Source organism: Achromobacter sp. 2789STDY5608615, assembly GCF_001298995.1.
Classification (GTDB): Bacteria; Pseudomonadota; Gammaproteobacteria; order Burkholderiales; family Burkholderiaceae_B; genus Achromobacter; species Achromobacter insuavis.
In genome coordinates this window covers 39,127-55,811 of record NZ_CYTY01000040.1, presented here as the reverse complement: position 1 = coordinate 55,811, position 16,685 = coordinate 39,127, and the positions used below count along the sequence as shown (strand labels likewise).

The 16,685-nt window shown below is 67.6% G+C and carries 24 protein-coding genes and 1 pseudogene; 16 read left to right on the top strand and 9 right to left on the bottom strand.

Annotated elements, in window-relative coordinates; translation table 11 throughout:
• The first annotated feature begins 165 nt into the window (after window positions 1-165).
• Window positions 166-876, top strand: a complete 711-nt coding sequence (gene aqpZ, locus AOZ49_RS25935) for an aquaporin Z (RefSeq protein ID WP_054429988.1) — start codon at window positions 166-168, stop codon at window positions 874-876.
• A gap of 23 nt (window positions 877-899) precedes the next feature.
• On the opposite strand, the gene AOZ49_RS25930 is transcribed toward aqpZ, so the two are convergent.
• From AOZ49_RS25930 to AOZ49_RS33680, 3 genes and pseudogenes are all read right to left on the bottom strand, one after another.
• Window positions 900-2,117: a DUF1444 domain-containing protein gene (locus tag AOZ49_RS25930; RefSeq protein WP_054478552.1), complete on the bottom strand. Its 1,218-nt coding sequence runs from the start codon at window positions 2,115-2,117 to the stop codon at window positions 900-902.
• Window positions 2,118-2,143: 26 nt separating this feature from the next.
• Window positions 2,144-2,491, bottom strand: a complete 348-nt coding sequence (locus tag AOZ49_RS33685; protein WP_255353595.1) for a nuclear transport factor 2 family protein — start codon at window positions 2,489-2,491, stop codon at window positions 2,144-2,146.
• A gap of 39 nt (window positions 2,492-2,530) precedes the next feature.
• A pseudogene (locus tag AOZ49_RS33680) lies at window positions 2,531-3,100 on the bottom strand (HD domain-containing protein); the annotation flags it as partial.
• 69 nt (window positions 3,101-3,169) lie between these two features.
• Here AOZ49_RS33680 and AOZ49_RS25920 point away from each other — a divergent pair.
• The 4 genes from AOZ49_RS25920 to AOZ49_RS25905 all read left to right on the top strand — a co-directional run bounded on the left by AOZ49_RS25920 (window position 3,170) and on the right by AOZ49_RS25905 (window position 5,521).
• Window positions 3,170-3,733 carry a cytochrome b gene (locus AOZ49_RS25920; RefSeq protein ID WP_231690443.1) on the top strand — a complete coding sequence of 188 codons (564 nt, stop codon included), beginning with the start codon at window positions 3,170-3,172 and terminating at the stop codon, window positions 3,731-3,733.
• A 98-nt stretch (window positions 3,734-3,831) separates the two neighbouring features.
• Window positions 3,832-4,689: a 3-deoxy-8-phosphooctulonate synthase gene (kdsA, locus tag AOZ49_RS25915; RefSeq protein WP_054429979.1), complete on the top strand. Its 858-nt coding sequence runs from the start codon at window positions 3,832-3,834 to the stop codon at window positions 4,687-4,689.
• Between the two features lie 68 nt (window positions 4,690-4,757).
• A complete protein-coding gene (locus AOZ49_RS25910; protein WP_054429978.1) occupies window positions 4,758-5,066 on the top strand; it encodes a hypothetical protein in 309 nt (102 codons plus the stop codon).
• Window positions 5,067-5,260: 194 nt separating this feature from the next.
• Complete coding sequence (locus AOZ49_RS25905) at window positions 5,261-5,521, top strand: hypothetical protein (protein ID WP_231690442.1); 261 nt, start codon at window positions 5,261-5,263, stop codon at window positions 5,519-5,521.
• 21 nt (window positions 5,522-5,542) lie between these two features.
• Here the strand turns inward: AOZ49_RS25905 and AOZ49_RS25900 are convergent, their stop codons facing one another.
• The 3 genes from AOZ49_RS25900 to AOZ49_RS25890 form a co-directional block, all read right to left on the bottom strand.
• Window positions 5,543-5,848, bottom strand: a complete 306-nt coding sequence (locus AOZ49_RS25900; RefSeq protein ID WP_054430334.1) for a hypothetical protein — start codon at window positions 5,846-5,848, stop codon at window positions 5,543-5,545.
• 102 nt (window positions 5,849-5,950) lie between these two features.
• A complete protein-coding gene (locus AOZ49_RS25895) occupies window positions 5,951-6,442 on the bottom strand; it encodes a hypothetical protein (RefSeq protein ID WP_054429976.1) in 492 nt (163 codons plus the stop codon).
• 132 nt (window positions 6,443-6,574) lie between these two features.
• A complete protein-coding gene (locus AOZ49_RS25890) occupies window positions 6,575-7,156 on the bottom strand; it encodes a TetR/AcrR family transcriptional regulator (protein WP_054429974.1) in 582 nt (193 codons plus the stop codon).
• A gap of 135 nt (window positions 7,157-7,291) precedes the next feature.
• Between AOZ49_RS25890 and AOZ49_RS25885 the strand changes: the two genes are divergently transcribed.
• Window positions 7,292-8,482, top strand: coding sequence for an MFS transporter (locus tag AOZ49_RS25885; RefSeq protein ID WP_054429973.1), 1,191 nt, complete (start codon window positions 7,292-7,294; stop codon window positions 8,480-8,482).
• A gap of 74 nt (window positions 8,483-8,556) precedes the next feature.
• Window positions 8,557-8,955, top strand: coding sequence for a RidA family protein (locus AOZ49_RS25880; RefSeq protein ID WP_006395884.1), 399 nt, complete (start codon window positions 8,557-8,559; stop codon window positions 8,953-8,955).
• A 31-nt stretch (window positions 8,956-8,986) separates the two neighbouring features.
• Here AOZ49_RS25880 and AOZ49_RS25875 read toward each other — a convergent pair whose 3' ends face one another.
• Window positions 8,987-9,904: a LysR family transcriptional regulator gene (locus tag AOZ49_RS25875; protein WP_054478547.1), complete on the bottom strand. Its 918-nt coding sequence runs from the start codon at window positions 9,902-9,904 to the stop codon at window positions 8,987-8,989.
• Between the two features lie 143 nt (window positions 9,905-10,047).
• Between AOZ49_RS25875 and AOZ49_RS25870 the strand changes: the two genes are divergently transcribed.
• From AOZ49_RS25870 to AOZ49_RS25860, 3 genes are all read left to right on the top strand, one after another.
• Entirely contained in the window at window positions 10,048-11,196 is a 1,149-nt protein-coding gene (locus AOZ49_RS25870) for a DSD1 family PLP-dependent enzyme (RefSeq protein WP_054478545.1), read from the top strand.
• Window positions 11,197-11,282: 86 nt separating this feature from the next.
• Window positions 11,283-11,621 carry a RidA family protein gene (locus tag AOZ49_RS25865; protein ID WP_054478543.1) on the top strand — a complete coding sequence of 113 codons (339 nt, stop codon included), beginning with the start codon at window positions 11,283-11,285 and terminating at the stop codon, window positions 11,619-11,621.
• A 113-nt stretch (window positions 11,622-11,734) separates the two neighbouring features.
• Window positions 11,735-12,007, top strand: coding sequence for a hypothetical protein (locus tag AOZ49_RS25860; RefSeq protein ID WP_054478541.1), 273 nt, complete (start codon window positions 11,735-11,737; stop codon window positions 12,005-12,007).
• Window positions 12,008-12,011: 4 nt separating this feature from the next.
• Here AOZ49_RS25860 and AOZ49_RS25855 read toward each other — a convergent pair whose 3' ends face one another.
• Window positions 12,012-12,311 carry a DUF2513 domain-containing protein gene (locus AOZ49_RS25855; protein ID WP_054478538.1) on the bottom strand — a complete coding sequence of 100 codons (300 nt, stop codon included), beginning with the start codon at window positions 12,309-12,311 and terminating at the stop codon, window positions 12,012-12,014.
• 122 nt (window positions 12,312-12,433) lie between these two features.
• Here AOZ49_RS25855 and AOZ49_RS25850 point away from each other — a divergent pair, with 122 nt between their 5' ends.
• The 5 genes from AOZ49_RS25850 (at window position 12,434) to AOZ49_RS25830 (ending at window position 15,001) form a co-directional block, all read left to right on the top strand.
• Window positions 12,434-12,832, top strand: a complete 399-nt coding sequence (locus tag AOZ49_RS25850; RefSeq protein WP_054429962.1) for a hypothetical protein — start codon at window positions 12,434-12,436, stop codon at window positions 12,830-12,832.
• Between the two features lie 90 nt (window positions 12,833-12,922).
• On the top strand, window positions 12,923-13,243 hold the full coding sequence (locus tag AOZ49_RS25845; RefSeq protein WP_006395877.1) for a hypothetical protein: 321 nt from the start codon (window positions 12,923-12,925) through the stop codon (window positions 13,241-13,243).
• 370 nt (window positions 13,244-13,613) lie between these two features.
• Window positions 13,614-13,817, top strand: coding sequence for a cold-shock protein (locus tag AOZ49_RS25840; RefSeq protein ID WP_006220190.1), 204 nt, complete (start codon window positions 13,614-13,616; stop codon window positions 13,815-13,817).
• Window positions 13,818-13,941: 124 nt separating this feature from the next.
• Window positions 13,942-14,505 carry a DUF924 family protein gene (locus AOZ49_RS25835; protein ID WP_054429960.1) on the top strand — a complete coding sequence of 188 codons (564 nt, stop codon included), beginning with the start codon at window positions 13,942-13,944 and terminating at the stop codon, window positions 14,503-14,505.
• 289 nt (window positions 14,506-14,794) lie between these two features.
• Entirely contained in the window at window positions 14,795-15,001 is a 207-nt protein-coding gene (locus AOZ49_RS25830; protein ID WP_006225311.1) for a cold-shock protein, read from the top strand.
• A gap of 96 nt (window positions 15,002-15,097) precedes the next feature.
• On the opposite strand, the gene AOZ49_RS25825 is transcribed toward AOZ49_RS25830, so the two are convergent.
• A complete protein-coding gene (locus AOZ49_RS25825) occupies window positions 15,098-15,643 on the bottom strand; it encodes a TIGR00645 family protein (RefSeq protein WP_006395875.1) in 546 nt (181 codons plus the stop codon).
• A gap of 258 nt (window positions 15,644-15,901) precedes the next feature.
• On the opposite strand from AOZ49_RS25825, the gene AOZ49_RS25820 reads away from it, so the two are divergent.
• Complete coding sequence (locus AOZ49_RS25820) at window positions 15,902-16,657, top strand: metalloprotease LoiP (protein ID WP_054429958.1); 756 nt, start codon at window positions 15,902-15,904, stop codon at window positions 16,655-16,657.
• The last annotated feature ends 28 nt before the right edge of the window (window positions 16,658-16,685 follow it).

Sequence of the window (16,685 nt, the reverse complement as noted above, 5' to 3'; positions counted from 1 at the left end):
GGGGGGGGGCGGTGTCCGCGGCAAGCTGTTCGGCCTAGCCGCATTGCATCATGGCCCGGGCGGTGATCGTCAAGTACTGTCAAGAATCAAAACGAATTTGCATTGTTTGAAAGTCGCAATTCGCGTCGCGGGCTACCGTCGGGTTTTCTGTTGCGGAGGCAAGTCATGTATCCCCTATCGAAGCGCTGCGGCGCGGAATTCTTCGGCACCTTCTGGCTGGTGCTGGGCGGTTGCGGCGCGGCGGTGCTGGCGGCCGGGTTTCCGCAACTGGGCATCGGTTTCGCCGGCGTGGCGCTGGCGTTCGGCCTGACGGTGCTGACCATGGCGTTCGCGGTTGGCCATATCTCCGGCGGGCACTTCAATCCCGCCGTCACGGTCGGGCTGGTGGCCGGCGGCCGGTTCCCGGCGCGCGAGATCCTGCCGTACGTGGTGGCGCAGGTGCTGGGCGCCATCGCCGCGGCGGCGGTGCTGGCGGTGATCGCCGACGGCAAGCTGGGCTTCGACCTCAAGGGCAGCCATTTCGCCGCCAACGGCTACGGCGCCTATTCGCCCGGCAAGTACTCGATGGCGGCCGCGCTGGTCACCGAAATCGTGATGACGGCGGGCTTCCTGTTCGTGATCCTGGGCGCCACCGCCAAGCGGGCGCCGGCCGGCTTCGCCGCCATTCCCATCGGCCTGGCGCTGACGCTGATTCACCTGGTCAGCATTCCGGTCACCAATACGTCGGTGAACCCGGCGCGTTCCACCGGCCCCGCGTTGTTCGTGGGCGGCTGGGCGCTGGAGCAGCTATGGCTGTTCTGGGTGGCGCCGATCGTCGGCGCGATCATTGGGGCGCTGGCCTACCGGCTGGTGAGCGAACCGGCCTCGCAAGCGTAGGGAGCGGGGCGGACTGGCCCCGGTCAATCCATGGCCCGCAGCTGGGCCAGCTGCGCATCGCTGGGAAAGCCGCGGGTGCGGTAGCGGACCGGGTAGAGGTTCTCGCGTTCGAGCAGCGGCGCCAGCAAAGCCAGGGCCTGTTCCCAGCCGACCACCCGGACTTCGCCGATCTCGTCGGCCGCGTCCGGACGCACCAGCGCCAGGCGGTCGACCTCGGGCAGCGAGGTGTCCACGCCGCGGGTCCAGGTCGCCAGCGAGAACGAGGCGTCGGCGTCGCCGTTCTGCGCGAACAGGTTGTAGGTGGCGACGAACACGTCGACGCCCTGTTCCTCGTAGAGATGGTCCAGCGCCTCTTTCTGGGCGTCGTAGTCGCCCTTGGCCAGCATGCGCCCCAGGTGGGCCTGGCGTTGCCGCAACTCATCGTGCGGCGGCGCGAAGCGCTCGACGCCGGCCTCGCCATAGCGATACATACAGGGCGATACGGGACGGCCGTGCGGGATGACCTGCTGGCACAGCTCGACCATCTTCATCAGGCCTTCGGTGTCGTTGTCGCCGCTGACCAGCAGCAGGTCGCGCGTCGGCATCATGAAGACCGGCCGGCCGCGCACCGGGACGCGCTCCAGCATGTCGGGCAGCAGCACGCGGCTGATGTCGTAGCCGTCTTCCCAGCCGCCGCCGTAGACGCCGGGCGCCACCTCCACGAAGTTGTCGGCCGAATCGCGCAGGTTGTCGATGGCGATCGCCAGCGCTTCGTCGAACGTGATGCCCCACGAGGCCTCGGGCCCGTTGGTGAGGGTGGCGATGGATTCCGGCCGGTCCAGCGCCAGCAGCACCACGCAGTCGTCGCCAAACGGGCGCAGGGCAGGCTGGAACGCCGCGTCGTTGCCGTCGTTGCGCAGGTGGTGCATGCGCACGGCCTCGACGGCGCTGCGGCCGCGGATCACCGGGCGCAGCAGGGGGCGGGCGTCGGCCAGCGAGTGCGGCATGGCCTGGCCGCTGCTGAGCAGGGTGGAGACGTAGCCCTGCAAGGCGCCCTGGCGCTGGCCGCCGCGGGCGTCGCAATAGGCGTGGTAGGCGTTGTGCAGGTTGAAGTAGGCGCTGTCGCCGTGCAGCAGGCGGAATTCATCGGCCTTGTAGGTGAGCTCGCCGTTGTAGCCCCGTTGCCGGACGGCGGCGATGAAAAGCGTGGCGAACTGGTCTTGCGTGGGCTTGCGCCGGAACAGCGAGTCTAGGAATCCCATGCTTTTCTCACCTGGTGGAGGCGTCGCTATGCCGGTCTGGCGTGTAATCGCGGCTGGCCGAGCTTGAACCAGGCCCGGGCGATGTGCTGGCCGCGCACTTCGTAGATCGCGACGACGTCGATCTCGCCGGGGCCGTCGGCGAAGTTGCGGGTGACGATCTCCTGGTCCACCACGACGTCGCCGTTGACGATGCGGTTGACCAGCTTGCCGTGCAGGTCGGGTTCCTGGAAGCGTTCGACGTGGCGCGCGCGGATTTCGGCGCGGCCGCTGGCCAGCAGCGTGTCGGGGAAGGCGTAATACTGGCAGTCCTCGGCCCAGGCCGGCATGAAGGCGTCGATGTCGCGGGCGTTGTAGGCGTCCAGCTGCCGCTGCACCACGTCGGCGGGGCCGGCGGGGGCCGTGTCGCGCACGGCGGCCTGCTGGCGGATGCGCGCTTCGGTGTCGGCATCGAGCAGGCGGCGGATCTCGCGGAACAGGGGCAGGGCGTCGGTGTGCTTGCGGCCGTAGTCCAGGTTGAACGCATAGTCGAAATCCGGGGCATTGGCGCCCTGGTTATGTTGCAGCAGCGTCTCCAGCTTGTCCATCGCCTTGACGGCCCGGGCCTCGGGCGAGCCGGCGTTTTCATAGTCGTCCCACAGCGCCAGCAGCCGCGCGCGCGCCGCGGCGTCCAGCGGGGCGGCCAGCTGCAGCAGGTCGAGCCGTTCCTGGGCGCCCTTGTCGGCGCCCGTGGCCTGCTGCGTCGCCGGGATGTCGCCATGGATGGCCTCGCCCAGGTCGTGCACCACGCACAGCCGCAGGATCCGGGCGAAATCCAGGTCCGCCAGGCCGTCTTCGAGCATCATCGCCATCAGGCACAGGCGCCAGGTGTGTTCGGCCGTGCTTTCCTGGCGTCCGCCCGAACTGCGGGCGCTGCGCAGGACATCTTTCAGCTTTTCGGCTTGCCGCAGGAATTCGAGCCGGCCTTGCAGGGTATCGGTGTCCATGAATCAGGTTGTCGTAAGTCTGTTCTCAATACGCTCGCGGGTATTGCTTCCTGCCAACGAGCGTATCTTGTGACTGCCACGATGACGCCGCCAGCTTCCGCCGGCACCCCGCACTATGACCGGGCGACGATCGCTTTCCACTGGCTGACGGTGATCCTGGTCGTCGGCCTGTTCGCCCTGGCCGAGATCTGGGGCTTCCTGCTGCGCGGCACGCCGACGCGGCGCCTGCTGCAATCGGTGCATATCTCCTTCGGGCTGCTGTTCGCGGCGGTATTCGTGCTGCGCGTGGTCTGGCGGCTGAGCCGCGGCCGGCACCTGCCGCCGGCCTCGGGCGGCTGGCTGCGGCTGGCGGGCGCCGGCATGCACGGGCTGCTGTACCTGCTGCTGGCGGCGCAGATCGTGCTGGGCTTCCTGTTCCGCTGGGCGCAGGGCGAGCCGTTCGCGTTCTTCGGCCTGTTCGACATCCCCACGCTGGTCAGCATCGACCACGAGCAGCGGCGCTTTTTCGGCGGCCTGCACAACACCGTGGCCTGGAGCATCATCGTGCTGGCCTGTATCCACGCCGTGGCGGCGCTGTTCCATCATTACGTCCTGCGCGACGGCGTGCTGCGCCGCATGACCGCCAGCCGCTGAGGCGCCGCAAAAAAGGGGCGGTTGGGGGCCGGATCCGGGGCGGGCAGGTTGTACATTACGCTCTATCACCCGCTACACCTTTACAGGATCGCTCTCCCATGACCGCCCCGGAAGTCGTCATCTCGCCCTCCATCACCTGCGCCAACGACCAGCCTTTCGTGCTGTTCGGCGGGATCAACGTGCTGGAATCCAAGGATCTCGCGCTGCGCGCCTGCGAGGAATACCAGCGCGTGACCACCCGGCTGGGCATCCCCTACGTGTTCAAGGCGTCGTTCGACAAGGCCAACCGCTCGTCGATCCACTCCTACCGCGGCCCGGGCCTGGAAGAGGGCATGAAGATCTTCGAGGCGGTCAAGCAGAACTTCGGCGTGCCGGTGATCACCGACGTGCACGAACCCTGGCAGGCGGCGCCCGTGGCCGAAGTGGCCGACATCCTGCAGCTGCCGGCGTTCCTGGCGCGCCAGACCGACCTGGTGGTGGCGCTGGCCAAGACCGGCCGCGTCGTCAACATCAAGAAACCGCAGTTCCTCAGCCCCACCCAGGTGCTCAACATCGTCGAGAAATTCACCGAGGCGGGCAACCAGCAGATCATCCTGTGCGACCGCGGCACCAGTTTCGGCTATGACAACCTGGTGGTGGACATGCTGGGCTTCGGCGTCATGAAGAAGGTTTCCGGCAACCGGCCGGTGATCTTCGACGTCACCCACGCTTTGCAGCAGCGCTCGGCCCTGGATGCGGCCTCGGGCGGCCGCCGCGAGCAGGTGGCGGAACTGGCGCGGGCGGGCATGGGCGTGGGGCTGGCGGGCCTGTTCCTGGAGGCCCATCCGGACCCCAGGAACGCCAAGTGCGACGGCCCCAGCGCCCTGCCGCTGGACAAGCTGGAGCCGTTCCTGACCCAGCTCAAGCAGCTGGACGATCTGGTGAAATCCTTTGCGCCCATCGACATCGAACCCTGATGCCGCCTGTCATCGCGGATCAGTGAAGTTGTTATACGATCCGGGCCACCAACTTTCGGGAGGCCTGGATGTCGTTTTACGCAATCGTCGCCGTTCGTAAAGAAGCCGTCAGCGGCCACGTGGCCTACGTGCGCTGGGGGCTGGCCGAGCGCGGCGTGCCCGGCTGGGTCAGCGACCCCGTGACGGCGGCGGCTTCCGAAGTGATCGAGGCCATCAAGGCCGGCGCCGAGGTCGAAACCGTGATCAGCGTCGACGGCCTGTCCGTGGCCTCGCGGCCGGTGCGGGTGCTGACCGACGATGACGGGCGCGAGCACCTGGCGTCGGTGCCGATGCCCAGTTCCACCCTGCATACCGTGTTCGACCTGCCCGAATTCTAGGGCCTGCGCGAGGCTCCTTGTAGCGTGAACAGGCCCTTGGAGCGGTAAGCCCGTACTGCCCCGGCTGGTAATTTCTCCACCCTTCGCCCTGCCCGTTGCCGTGCGCCGCGTGGCGGGCATGGCGCTTGCTGCCGCTAGTGCCGTCATACCGCCGCGACCGGCGCGGCCACGGCGGGGCTTCAGGGGGAACCAACATGATGGACCATAACGAAATGATGGCCCGCATGATCAGCAAGCCCATCGCGCCCGGCAAGCCCGAAGGTTGGGATGGCATCCTGTCCGCCTACGCGGACTGCCTGCTGCAGGTGCAGGGCAAGTTGACCGAGGACGACCTACGGCGTTTCCTGGACGTGGGCGCGCGGGTGTTCCGCAGCTGTTGCCAGGAGGAAGCGCGGCAGCGCTGGACCGCCGAGCAACTGGCGGCCTACCGCCGCAAGCCGCGGGTCGACTATTGAAAGGGGGGGCGGTTGGCTGCGCTAGAGGCACTGGCGCAGCGCGAACTTGCGGCCAAAGGCGCGGATTTCGTCGCCGTCGATCGAGGCGGCGACGTCCCAGTGGTCGCCGCGGGTGATCAGCACCGACTGCGACGACAGGGCGTGGCGCAACGCGAACATCCAGAACGCGGCTTCCGAGCCGACCGGCGCCAGGTCGTGCGGACCGATGCGCAGTCGCGCCGGCCGGGGCGTGGCGCCCAGCGACCAGCGCAGCGCAACGCCCAGGAAGGCGAAGCGGGCCATCACCGATGACGGTTGCACGCAAAGCACTCGGATCTTGGGTTGCATGGTCACGGGACCTCCACAAGGGTGACCCAGCGTAGCAAAGAAGATTTCATCCTTCCATACTGCATTTGGATTACCAGCGGATTGCGTCCGGGGCGGCAGGCATCAGTCCGCGGGCAGGCGGGTGAAGAGATTGGTGACGATCATCTGATCGGGACGCTTGGTGCCCGGCGTGGCCGGCGGCATCAGCCTGTCCATTTCCTTGCGGTCCTGGACGCGGGTGAGCGTCAGGTGGTCGCCCTGGATCTTCACGTAGCGGATGGAGGCCTCGCCGATCTCGTATTCGCTGGTGGATCGCTCCAGCGTCTGCTCGATACGCTTGGCGTCGAGCCAGCGGTAGGTGCCGCTGGAAAGCGCGCCCGGGCCCTGCATCGACCAGGTGCCGTCGCTGCGGAATTCGGCCACGCCCGCGCCGCCGGACGGCTGGGGCGGCAGCGCCTGGCCGTCGACGGTGCGCAGCATGGTCTGGTGCCGCCATTTGCCGACGAGGGCTTGCGCGGCGGCTTGCTGCGTCGGCGGTTGGGCGGGCGCCGCGGCGGGCAATAGCGCGGTGCCGCCGAGCAGGGCGGCCAGGGCGTAAAGGCGCAGGAGCTTCATTTTGGTGGGGCGAGGGGTCCGGGTTGCGGGGGCGGGGGCCGGTTTCCAGGGGCGGCCCATCAAACGCAGTGTTGCATTATGCGCGACGACGGCGTTTGCCGCGAGTGCCGGCCTCGCCGCCGGTGGTTGCGATCAGGGCCGGCGCAGGCCCGCGAGCAGCAGGTCCAGCGCCTGCAGCGCCTGCGCCAGCCGCGCCTGGCTGTCGTCCCCGGCGATCCAGAGGGCGCTGTCGGCCAGTCCGCCGTGCAGCATCCGCGCCAGCGCCTCGGGTTCGGCCTGGCCGATGGCGCCTTGCGCCATCAGGGCCTGCAGCAGCGCGCCCAGCGACGTGGTGCATTGTTCCTGCGCGGCGGCGCCGCCATGGCCCAGCACCGCGCGCGCATCCTGCAGCACGATCCGGCGGATCTCGGGCTCGGCCGCCATCGCCAGATAGGCCCGGCAGCGTTCGCGCAGGGCGGTCCAGGCGTCGGGGGCGTCGCGCGAAATGGCCTGCAGCCGCGCCTCCATCTCGGCGTCGATCTGCGCCGCGACCGCCGCCAGCAAGCCCTGCTTGTCACCGAAATGGTGATACAACGCTCCTCGGGTCAGCCCGGCGGCGGCGGTCAGGTCGTCCATCGACGTGCCCGCATAGCCGGCGCGGCGGAACGACTCGCGTGCCGTCGACAGCAGTTTTCCGCGGGTTTCTTCGATCATCTCGGCGCGCGATCGCGACATGGCTGGCTCCAGTGGCATACGAGGCGTATGTTAATTGACATACGCTGGGTATGTGAATACCATCTTGCATACGCTTCGTATGTCAATCTGTCCGGCGGCGCCCACCGCCGGCTGCAACATCCCCAGAGGTTCCGGGTGTCGAATCCCTATCGCGAATTGTTCCAGGCGCCCGGCGCCGCCGCCTTCGTCGCCGCCTGCGCCGTGGCGCGGCTGGCCCTGCCCATGATCGGCATCGGCATCATCACCATGCTGTCCCAGGTGCGCGGCGCCTACACCCTGGCCGGCGCGGTGGCGGCCACCTTCGCGCTGGCCACCGCCTTGCTGGCGCCGCGTATTTCGCGCCTGGTGGATCGCCATGGCCAGGGCCGCATCCTGCCGCTGGCGGCCGGCGCCTGCGTGGCCGGGCTGGCGGGCCTGGCCGCCTGCGTGCGCTTGCAGGCGCCCGACTGGACGCTGTTCGTGTTCGCGGCGCTGGCGGGCAGCCTGCCGAGCATGCCCGCCATGGCGCGGGCCCGCTGGACCGAGATCTACCGCGACCGGCCGCAATTGCGCACCGCCTATGCGCTGGAGTCGGTGTTCGACGAATTGAGCTTCATCATCGGCCCGCCGCTGGCGGTGGGGCTGTGCGTGATCCTGTTCCCCGAGGCCGGTCCGCTCGGCGCGGCGCTGCTGCTGGGCCTGGGCGTGACCGCCTTCGTGCTGCAACGGGCCACCGCGCCGGCGGTGCAGCCGCGCGAGGCGGGCCGCGAATCGTCGGTATTGGGCGTGCCCCTGATGCGCCAGCTGACCGCCATGATGGCCGCCATGGGCGTCATTGTCGGCACCATCGACGTCATGAGCGTGGCCTTCGCCCGCCAGCAGGGCCTGCCGGCCGGCGCCAGCGTGGTGCTGTCGGCCTATGCCCTGGGCTCGTGCGTCGCCGGCCTGGCGTTCGGCGTGCTGAAATTCCAGATGCCGCTGGCACGCATGTTGGCCATTGCGGCCAGCGTGACCGCCTTCACCACCTTGCCGCTGCTGTGGGTGGGCGACCTGCTGACGCTGTCGCTAGGCGTGCTGCTGGCCGGCCTGTCGTTCGCGCCGACCATGATCATCGCCATGGCGATGGTGGAGGGCAGCGTACCGGGCCGCCGTCTCACCGAAGGCCTGACCTGGCTGGTGACGGGGCTGGGGGCCGGCGTCGCGGCGGGCGCCGCGCTGGCGGGCTGGATCGTCGACCGCCATGGCGTCGGCGCGGGCTTCTGGACCGCGGCGGGCGCGGGGGCGGTGGTGCTGCTGGTCGCGGTCTACGCGGCGCGCGGCGCCCGGCCCGCCACCGCGGCGGCCTGAGCGCGGCGGCCGCGGGCCCCTAGAATGCCGGTAACGCCGCGCCGCGGGGCGCGGCGTCCATAAGGAGCACGATCATGTCCCGAACCGTCGTCAATCCCGACACCGTCTTCAACACCGTGCAGTACGGCTTCAGCCAGGCCGTCATCGTCACGGGCCAGCGCCGCATGTTGCTGTCCGGCCAGGTCGGCGTCGATGCGCAGGAGCGCACCGTCGGCCCCGGCCTGCGCGAGCAGACCGATGCCGCGCTGGACAACATCGGGCGGGTGCTGGCCGCGGCGGGGGGCACGCTGGCGCAGGTCATCATGCTGCGCATCTACATCTGCGAAACGGCGCGCGAGGATCAGGAAGCGATCGCCCAGGCGCTGCGCGACCGCTTTCCGGTCGATCCGCCGCCGTCGTCCTGGATCATCGTCAGCGGCCTGTCGCTGCCCGAGTGGCTGGTCGAGATCGAGGCCGAGGCCATGCTGGACTGATCCGGCGCCAGGCGCGCCGCCGGCGCTCGCCTCAGGCGGACGCCTTGTCGCGCCACGGCGGCGCCGCGAAGGCCTCGCGCAGGTGGGCCAGGAAGCCGGCGGTGCGCGCCGGCAGCTCCTGGCGCGACTTGACCAGCGCCACCACGTTGGCTTCGGGCAGCGTCCAGCCCGACAGCAGCGGCACCAGGGCGCGGGTTTTCACATGCTCGGCCACATCCCATTCCGATCGCGCCACGATGCCGTGGCCGGCCAGGGCCCAGGCCACGGCGGCGGCGCCGGCGTTGCTGGACAGCACCGGCGCGATGCGCACGCCCACCGCCGGCCCGCGCCCGCGCTTGAAGCGCCACAGGGTCACGTCTTCCTCGTTCTCGCGCAGGGCGATGCAATCGTGTTCGCGCAGGTCCTCGGGCTTGGCGGGCGCGCCATGCCGCGCCAGATAGGCGGGCGAGGCGCACAGGATGCGCCGGTTCGGCGCCAGCGGATAGGCCACCAGCGTGGAATCGCGCAGTTCGCCGATGTGGATCATCACATCCCAGTCGTCGCTGGCCAGGCGCGGCGGTCCATCGGACAGGAGCAGGCTGGCGGTCACGTTCTCGCTTTCCTGGCGAAAATCGGCCACCAGCCCGGCGACGTAGCGCTGGCCGAAGCCCAGCGGCGCCACCACGCGCAGGTGGCCGGCCACCACGCCCCGCCGGCCTGCCAGCTCATCGACCAGGTCATTCAATTCGCCGCAGATCTGGCCGGCCCGCAGCGCCAGCAGCCGGCCTTCGTCGGTCAGCGCGGTGCCGCGTCCCGAGCGGTTGACCAGCCGCACGCCCAGGCGCTTTTCCAGCGCGTGCAGGCGCTGCGTCACGGCCGGCGGCGTCACGTCCAGCGCGCGCGCCGCCTGCGCCAGCGAGCTGGTGGCCGCCAGGCTCAGGAAAAACCGCAGGTCGTCCGTCGTAATCATTCAGAAACGCCTTAATGATTGATTAAGTCCTTATTAAACACGCAAGCCGCGTGGCGCGCCATACTGCGGGCATGCGGTCGCGTCCCGGGCGGCGCCCGCGTCAATTCTCTTTCATCCGCCCCTCCCGTTTCGCCGATACCGCCATGACCACAGCCTCCGCCACCCTCGATACGCTGGAAACGCCCTGCCTGCTGCTGGACGAAACCCGCATGACGCGCAATATCGAGCGCCTGAACGGCCTGATGGCCGGCCATGGCGTGCAATTGCGTCCGCATCTGAAGACGCCCAAGTCGATCGAGGTGGCGCGCCGCGTCATGACGCGTCCCGAGGGCCCGGCGGCCGTGTCGACGCTGCAGGAAGCCGAGCAATTCGCCGCCGCCGGCGTGACCGACCTGCTGTACGCGGTGGGCGTGGCGCCGGCCAAGCTCGGCCGCGTGCTGGCGCTGCGCCGCCAGGGCGTCGACCTGACCGTGGTGGTCGACAGCATCGATGCCGCCGAGGCGGTGGCCGCGCGCGCCCGGGAAGAGGGCGCCGCCATCCCCGCGCTGATCGAGATCGATTGCGACGGCCACCGCGCCGGCGTGCAACCGGGCCACACCGACCAGTTGCTGGCGATCGCGCGGACGCTGCATGCGGCGGACTGCCTGCGCGGCGTCATGACCCACGCCGGCGAGTCCTATGGCTGCCGCAGCGTGCAGGCGATCGCCGACATGGCGGAACAGGAACGCGCGGCCGCCGTCGGCTGCGCCGAGGCCATCCGCGCGGCGGGACTGCCGTGTCCGGTGGTCAGCGTGGGCTCGACGCCCACCGCGCATTTCGCCCGCAACCTCGAAGGCGTGACCGAAGTGCGCGCCGGCGTGTATGTGTTCTTCGATCTGGTCATGGCCGGGCTCGGCGTCTGCGGGGTGGACGACATCGCCGCCACCGTGCTGACCACGGTGATCGGCCACCAGCCCGACAAGGGCTGGATCCTGGTGGACGCGGGCTGGATGGCCATGTCGCGCGACCGCGGCACCGCCAGGCAGCCGGTGGACCAGTTGTACGGGCTGGTGTGCGATGCCGACGGCAAGGTCTACCCCGACCTGCTGCTGGCCGAAACCAACCAGGAGCAGGGCATCATCAAGCTGCGCGCCGGCAGCGGCGCCGCCTTGCCGGAACTGCCGCTGGGCGCCAAACTGCGCATCGTGCCAAACCATGCCTGCGCCACCTGCGCCCAGCACGACGCCTATGCGGTCGTGCGCGACGGCGACCGCCGTGTCGTGGCGCAATGGCAGCGCTTTCGCGGCTGGTAAGCCCGGCCGCTCCGCCAAAGGAATCGAGATGGACCTGATCCACACCCCCCCATGCCACGCCGCCGGCCGGCCACTATTCGCAGGCCGTGCGCGCCAATGGCTTCGTGTTCGTTTCCGGACAATTGGGATTCCTGCCCGCCGCCAAGCCGGGCGAACGGCCGCAGCTGGCGCAGGGCGTCGCCGCGCAGACCGAGGCCGCGCTGCGCAGCCTGGCCGCCATCCTGCAGGCCGCCGGCGCGTCGATGGCGTCGGTGGTCAATGTCACCGTCTACATTCCCGACGTCGGCCTCTGGAACGACGTGAACAGCGTCTACGAGCGCAGCTTCGGCGACCACAAGCCGGCCCGCGCGATCGTGCCCACGCGCGAATTGCACTATGGGGCGCTGGTGGAAATCAGCGCCGTCGCCGTCGTTCCCCAGGGTTGAACAAGGCGCCGGCGACGGTCTGGTCCGGATGCCGGTATCCAGCCTCGGGGACGGATGGGGCGCCTGCCCACCTATAATGCGGGCGCCGCAACATCCCAGGGGAGTCCGTCCGCATGCAGTACGAATACCTGTTCTGGTCCATGGCCGCCATGGTGGCGCCGGCATTGGTGGGCGGGTCGCTCTGCGGCCGCCTGCGTTCACCCGGCCGGGTGCTGGCGGGCGTGGCCGCGCTGGCCCTCGCGGTCTGCGCCAGCGTGGTGGCGCTGTCGCGATCGGCCGGTTTCGGCGATCAGGCGGCGATGCTGGCGATCGCCGCGTTCATGTTCAGCCTGGTGATCGGCGCCGCCGCCGCGTTGCTGACGCGGCGTATCCTGCGGCGCCGTTGAACGCTCATTCCTCGTCGTCGAAGTCCTCGTCCTCTTCGTCTTCCTCGTCCTGTTCCAGGGCGTCGTAGCCCTTCCAGGTGATGCGCCAGCGCGTGTCGCCCGCGGTCGCCGCGGTTTCGCTGATCTGCTTGACCAGGCCGGCGTCGGCCAGCAGGTCCAGGTGGTGCGCAATCAGTTGCAGACCTTGTTCCTGCGCGTGGGGCGCCAGGGCGGCCTCTTTGATGTCATGGGTGCTCAGGTTGGGGCCCGCCGCGTCGCGCAGGGCTCCCAGGATCGTGACGACCAGATCGAAATCGCGTTGCATGATGTCCGCCGTAGGGGGTTGGAGTGGAACAGCCCACAATAGCAGAGTTCCGTGGCGGCGACGCGACAGCCGGCCGGGTCGGGTTACAGTGCGGGATTACCGATCACAGATAGGCTGTATCAATGAAGAAACCCGCCGAGCGCGATTGCCTCGCCCTGGTCCCTGGCTACACCGGCCAGGCCGCCAAGCTGTTCCTGACGCGCACCGAGGAAGGCGCCATCGTTGGCGTCACCGTGTTCGACCTGCTGGGGCACATCAAGCAAGAGGGCGATGCCCAGGCCGCCGCCGACTGGGTGGCCAGCTGGCTCGCGCAAGAGGCCGACAACCGCAAGGCGCGCCGCACGCAACTGCTGGCCCAGATGTTCCTGTGCAAGCTGGTCGGCGACGAGAAGACCGTGTTCCTGGACGCCCAGAAGCCGCTGCTGGCCGCGCTCGCCGCGGCCGGGGTGCGCAGCCGTAGCGTGGCCGCCACGTCCGGCGCCGCCCGCCGCTCGCTGGGGCCGGCTGTCAGGAAGCCTTAGCATAAGGCTGTTATAGTCGCGCCTGGGCGTACACGCATCCGTGCGGGCGCGCCCAGGCGGGCCTGGCCCGCAAGTCAAGGAAGAGTGATCATGGAAATACTGAGTCGGCATGTTGCCGACGTGGCGGGCGGCGTTGAGCTGCACACAACGCTGGATGGCGAGAGCATCAGCGTCTATGTCGTGACCGATGTGGACGATCTCAACGCGATCGCCGACATCGTGCCCCCCGAGAAAGTCGAAGCCGGCGCGGACATACACGCCGCCAGTGTCGACAATGTTGATAATGCGCAAGAACAAATCGACCAAGTCCTGGAAAATATGAATCCCGGCGACGTGGCGGTTTTCCTTTGCTCGGGCCCCGATGCTTTCGGCGCGGCGCTCGATCTGTTGGGTTTACCTATCGACGAGTAAGCCTGACGGCAAACCAAAGTGCCCGTCCAAACGGCGTATGCATCCAATACGCTCTTTGGCGGCATTTAAATAAGCCTTGATTGTTTTTTTATGATGCGTGGGTGTTTACACCTATGCAGGACTTCTTTTTCCCTATGAAAACGTGCAAATTCTGTTCGCAGTTTCTCTTTGTTGCATTATTGGCACGTATTTTTTAGGATTATGTTGACTTGTGAGGGGAACATAACGATAGTGTCGGCACACGATCACAAGCGTTGCGATTTTCGTTCAGTGCCGTGCCTTTTCCGGCTCAGCGTTATTGTTCTACTGTCCCCTCCTTGATTGATTCGTGACCTCCGGGCATTTGCCCATTATCTCTAGGAAATACAGTATGGAAACCGGCGTCGTTAAGTGGTTCAATTCGGAAAAAGGCTATGGCTTCATCACCCCGGAAGCGGGTGGTAAGGACCTGTTCGCTCACTTCTCCGAAATTCAGGGCTCGGGCTTCAAGTCTCTGGAAGAGAACCAGCGCGTCAGCTTTGTGACGGCCAATGGCCCCAAGGGCCCGCAAGCCACGAAGATCCAGGTCCTGTAAGGTTCTGGCTTTTCGGAAAAGCCCCTTCGGGGGCTTTTTTGCATTTGGGCTCCGCGCGGTATCCTTGCCCCTGTCTCCCGCCGCACAGCCTGGCCGGACCCGCCATCGACAGAGGACGATCTCCATGACCCACCCTGGCCAAGCCCCCGCATCCCTGACGCCGCAGGACGTCGTCGCGTTCTGGCGCGACGCCGGGCCGCAGCAATGGTTCACCAAGGACGCGGCCTTCGACGAGCGCTTCCGCCAGCATTGCGGCGCCGCCCACATGGCCGCCGCCGCGCGCCAGCTGGATGCCTGGCTGGATGAGCCGGACGGCGCGCTGGCCCTGATGATCCTGCTGGACCAGTACCCCCGCAACGCCTACCGCGGCACGGCTCACATGTTCGCCACCGACCCGCTGGCGCTGCTGTTCGCCGAGCGCGCCATCGCTGCCGGCCATGACCTCGCCGTCGATCCGGCGCTGCGCCAGTTCTTCTACATGCCCTTCGAGCACGCCGAGACCGTGGCCGCGCAGAACCGGGCGGTCGCGTTGATGGAGCCGCTGGGCGCCGACGCGGTGCGCTGGGCCGTCCTGCACCGCGACATCATCAAGCGCTTCGGCCGCTTTCCCCATCGCAACGCCGCGCTGGGCCGGCAGACCACGCAGCCCGAGCAGGAGTTCCTGGAGGCCGGCGGCTTCTCCGGCTGACACGCGGCGGCGCGGCTGGCGACACGAGCGTATCCGCATGTATCGACGCATGGCGAGTTGAAAGACCGCGGGCGCCACGGCCGCGCGCCCGGCGCGGCGTCGGTGGCGCGATCACCGCATATTTGACGTTTTTCCGGGTTCGCCAATACACTGGGTTCAGCGAGATTTTCAAGAGACGCGGTCTGCGTTTAACTTGTCGCGGTCAGTGGTGCTGCGGTTGCTTTCCTCTCCCATCCTTGATCATCTGGCGCCCCGCGAGCAATCGCTTCTTTAGGTTCGAGGAAATTCCATGGCAACCGGCATCGTCAAGTGGTTCAACGCCGAAAAAGGGTATGGCTTCATCATGCCCGACGACGGCAGCAAGGATCTGTTCGCCCACTACTCGGAAATCCGCAGCGAAGGCTACAAGTCGCTGCAGGAAAACCAGCGCGTCACGTTCGAGGTCGGTACCGGCCCCAAGGGTCCCAGCGCCAAGAACATCAAGGTGGCGGCCTGAGTACAGGTCCGCGGCGGGCCGTCTCCGGCCGGCCGTAATAGAAAGCCCCGACACGCCAGTGCCGGGGCTTTTCTTTTCCCGCGCGGCGCGGGGCGTTCAGTGCTTGGGGTGCGACGGCGTGGACAGCTTGTCGACCAGGGCGATGCCCAGCGCCGACAGGATGAACAGCGCGTGGATGATGGTCTGCCACATCACGCCCGCCTCCGAGAAGCGCGCGTTGGGCGTGCCCAGCGTGCCCGCCTCGATGAAGGTGCGCAGCAGGTGGATCGACGAGATGCCGATGATGGCCATGGCCAGCTTGACCTTGAGGACACTGGCGTTGACGTGGCTGAGCCATTCCGGCTGGTCCGGGTGGCCTTGCAGGCGCAGGCGCGACACGAAGGTCTCGTAGCCGCCGACGATCACCATCACCAGCAGGTTCGAGATCATCACCACGTCGATCAGGCCCAGCACCAGCAGCATGATTTCCATTTCGCCGAAGCTGTTGGCGTGCGTCAGCAGATGCCAGAGTTCCTTCAGGAACAGCATCACGTAGACGCCCTGGGCGACGATCAGTCCCAGATAGAGCGGCAGTTGCAGCCAGCGCGAGCTGAAAATCAGGCTAGGCAGCAGGCCAAGACGGGGAGGGGTGTTGGGGGTCATGATGGGGGCGAGCCGTTATAGGGATACGGAAAAAGTGCGGCGGCAATTCTAACAATGCCGCGCTCTCCCGGCATTTGTTTTTGATGACGAATAGATGGCGGGGCAGGGGTACTTACCACGGTAAGAAGTCTTCCGCATGCCTTTTATGTAAGTGAAATTCGCATTTGCGAAACTCTGTGGCGAAACGGTTTGAGCGCTTTTGCCGTATATAGAATTGCCGCCTCACTCGAACAGAGTCAGTCAAGAGGAGTTTTTTCCATGAAGATCCGCTACACCGTTGCCGCGCTGGCCGTCGCACTTGCCCCTTATTCCGCGTCGCATGCCCTCGATATCGGGGGTCTGGTGGGCGCCGGCAGCAAGGTGGTGCAGGCCGCCACCCTGAGCGATGCCGAAATCAAGACCTTGTCGGACAAGGCTTGCGCGCAAAGCGATTCCCAGGAAAAGATTGCCGCCCCGGGCAGCAAGTACGACGTGCGCCTGCAGAAGATCGCCAAGCAGCTGGGCGGCACCGTCAACGGCCAGAAGGCCAACTACAAGGTCTACGTCACCAAGGACGTCAACGCCTGGGCCATGGCCAACGGCTGCATCCGCGTCTACAGCGGCCTGATGGACATGATGACCGACGACGAAGTGCTGGGCGTGGTCGGCCATGAAATCGGCCACGTGGCGCTGGGCCACAGCAAGAAGGCCATGCAGACCGCCTACACGGTCTCGGCCGCGCGCGACGCCGCCGGCGCCGCCGGTGGCGCCACGGTCGCCGCCCTGAACTCGTCGCAGCTGGGCGACCTGACCGAGAAGTTCATCAATGCGCAATTCTCGCAGTCGCAGGAAAGCGCCGCCGACGACTACTCGTTCGACCAGCTGCAAGCCAAGAAGCTGAACACCCGCGGCCTGGTGACGGCGTTCCAGAAGCTGGCCGAGCTGGACGGCGGCAAGAGCGATATGATGAGCTCGCACCCGTCTTCGGCCAAGCGCGCGCAGCACATCGAAGATCGCATCGCCAAGGCCAAATAAAGCGCCCTGGCGGGCAATTTGCCGCCCT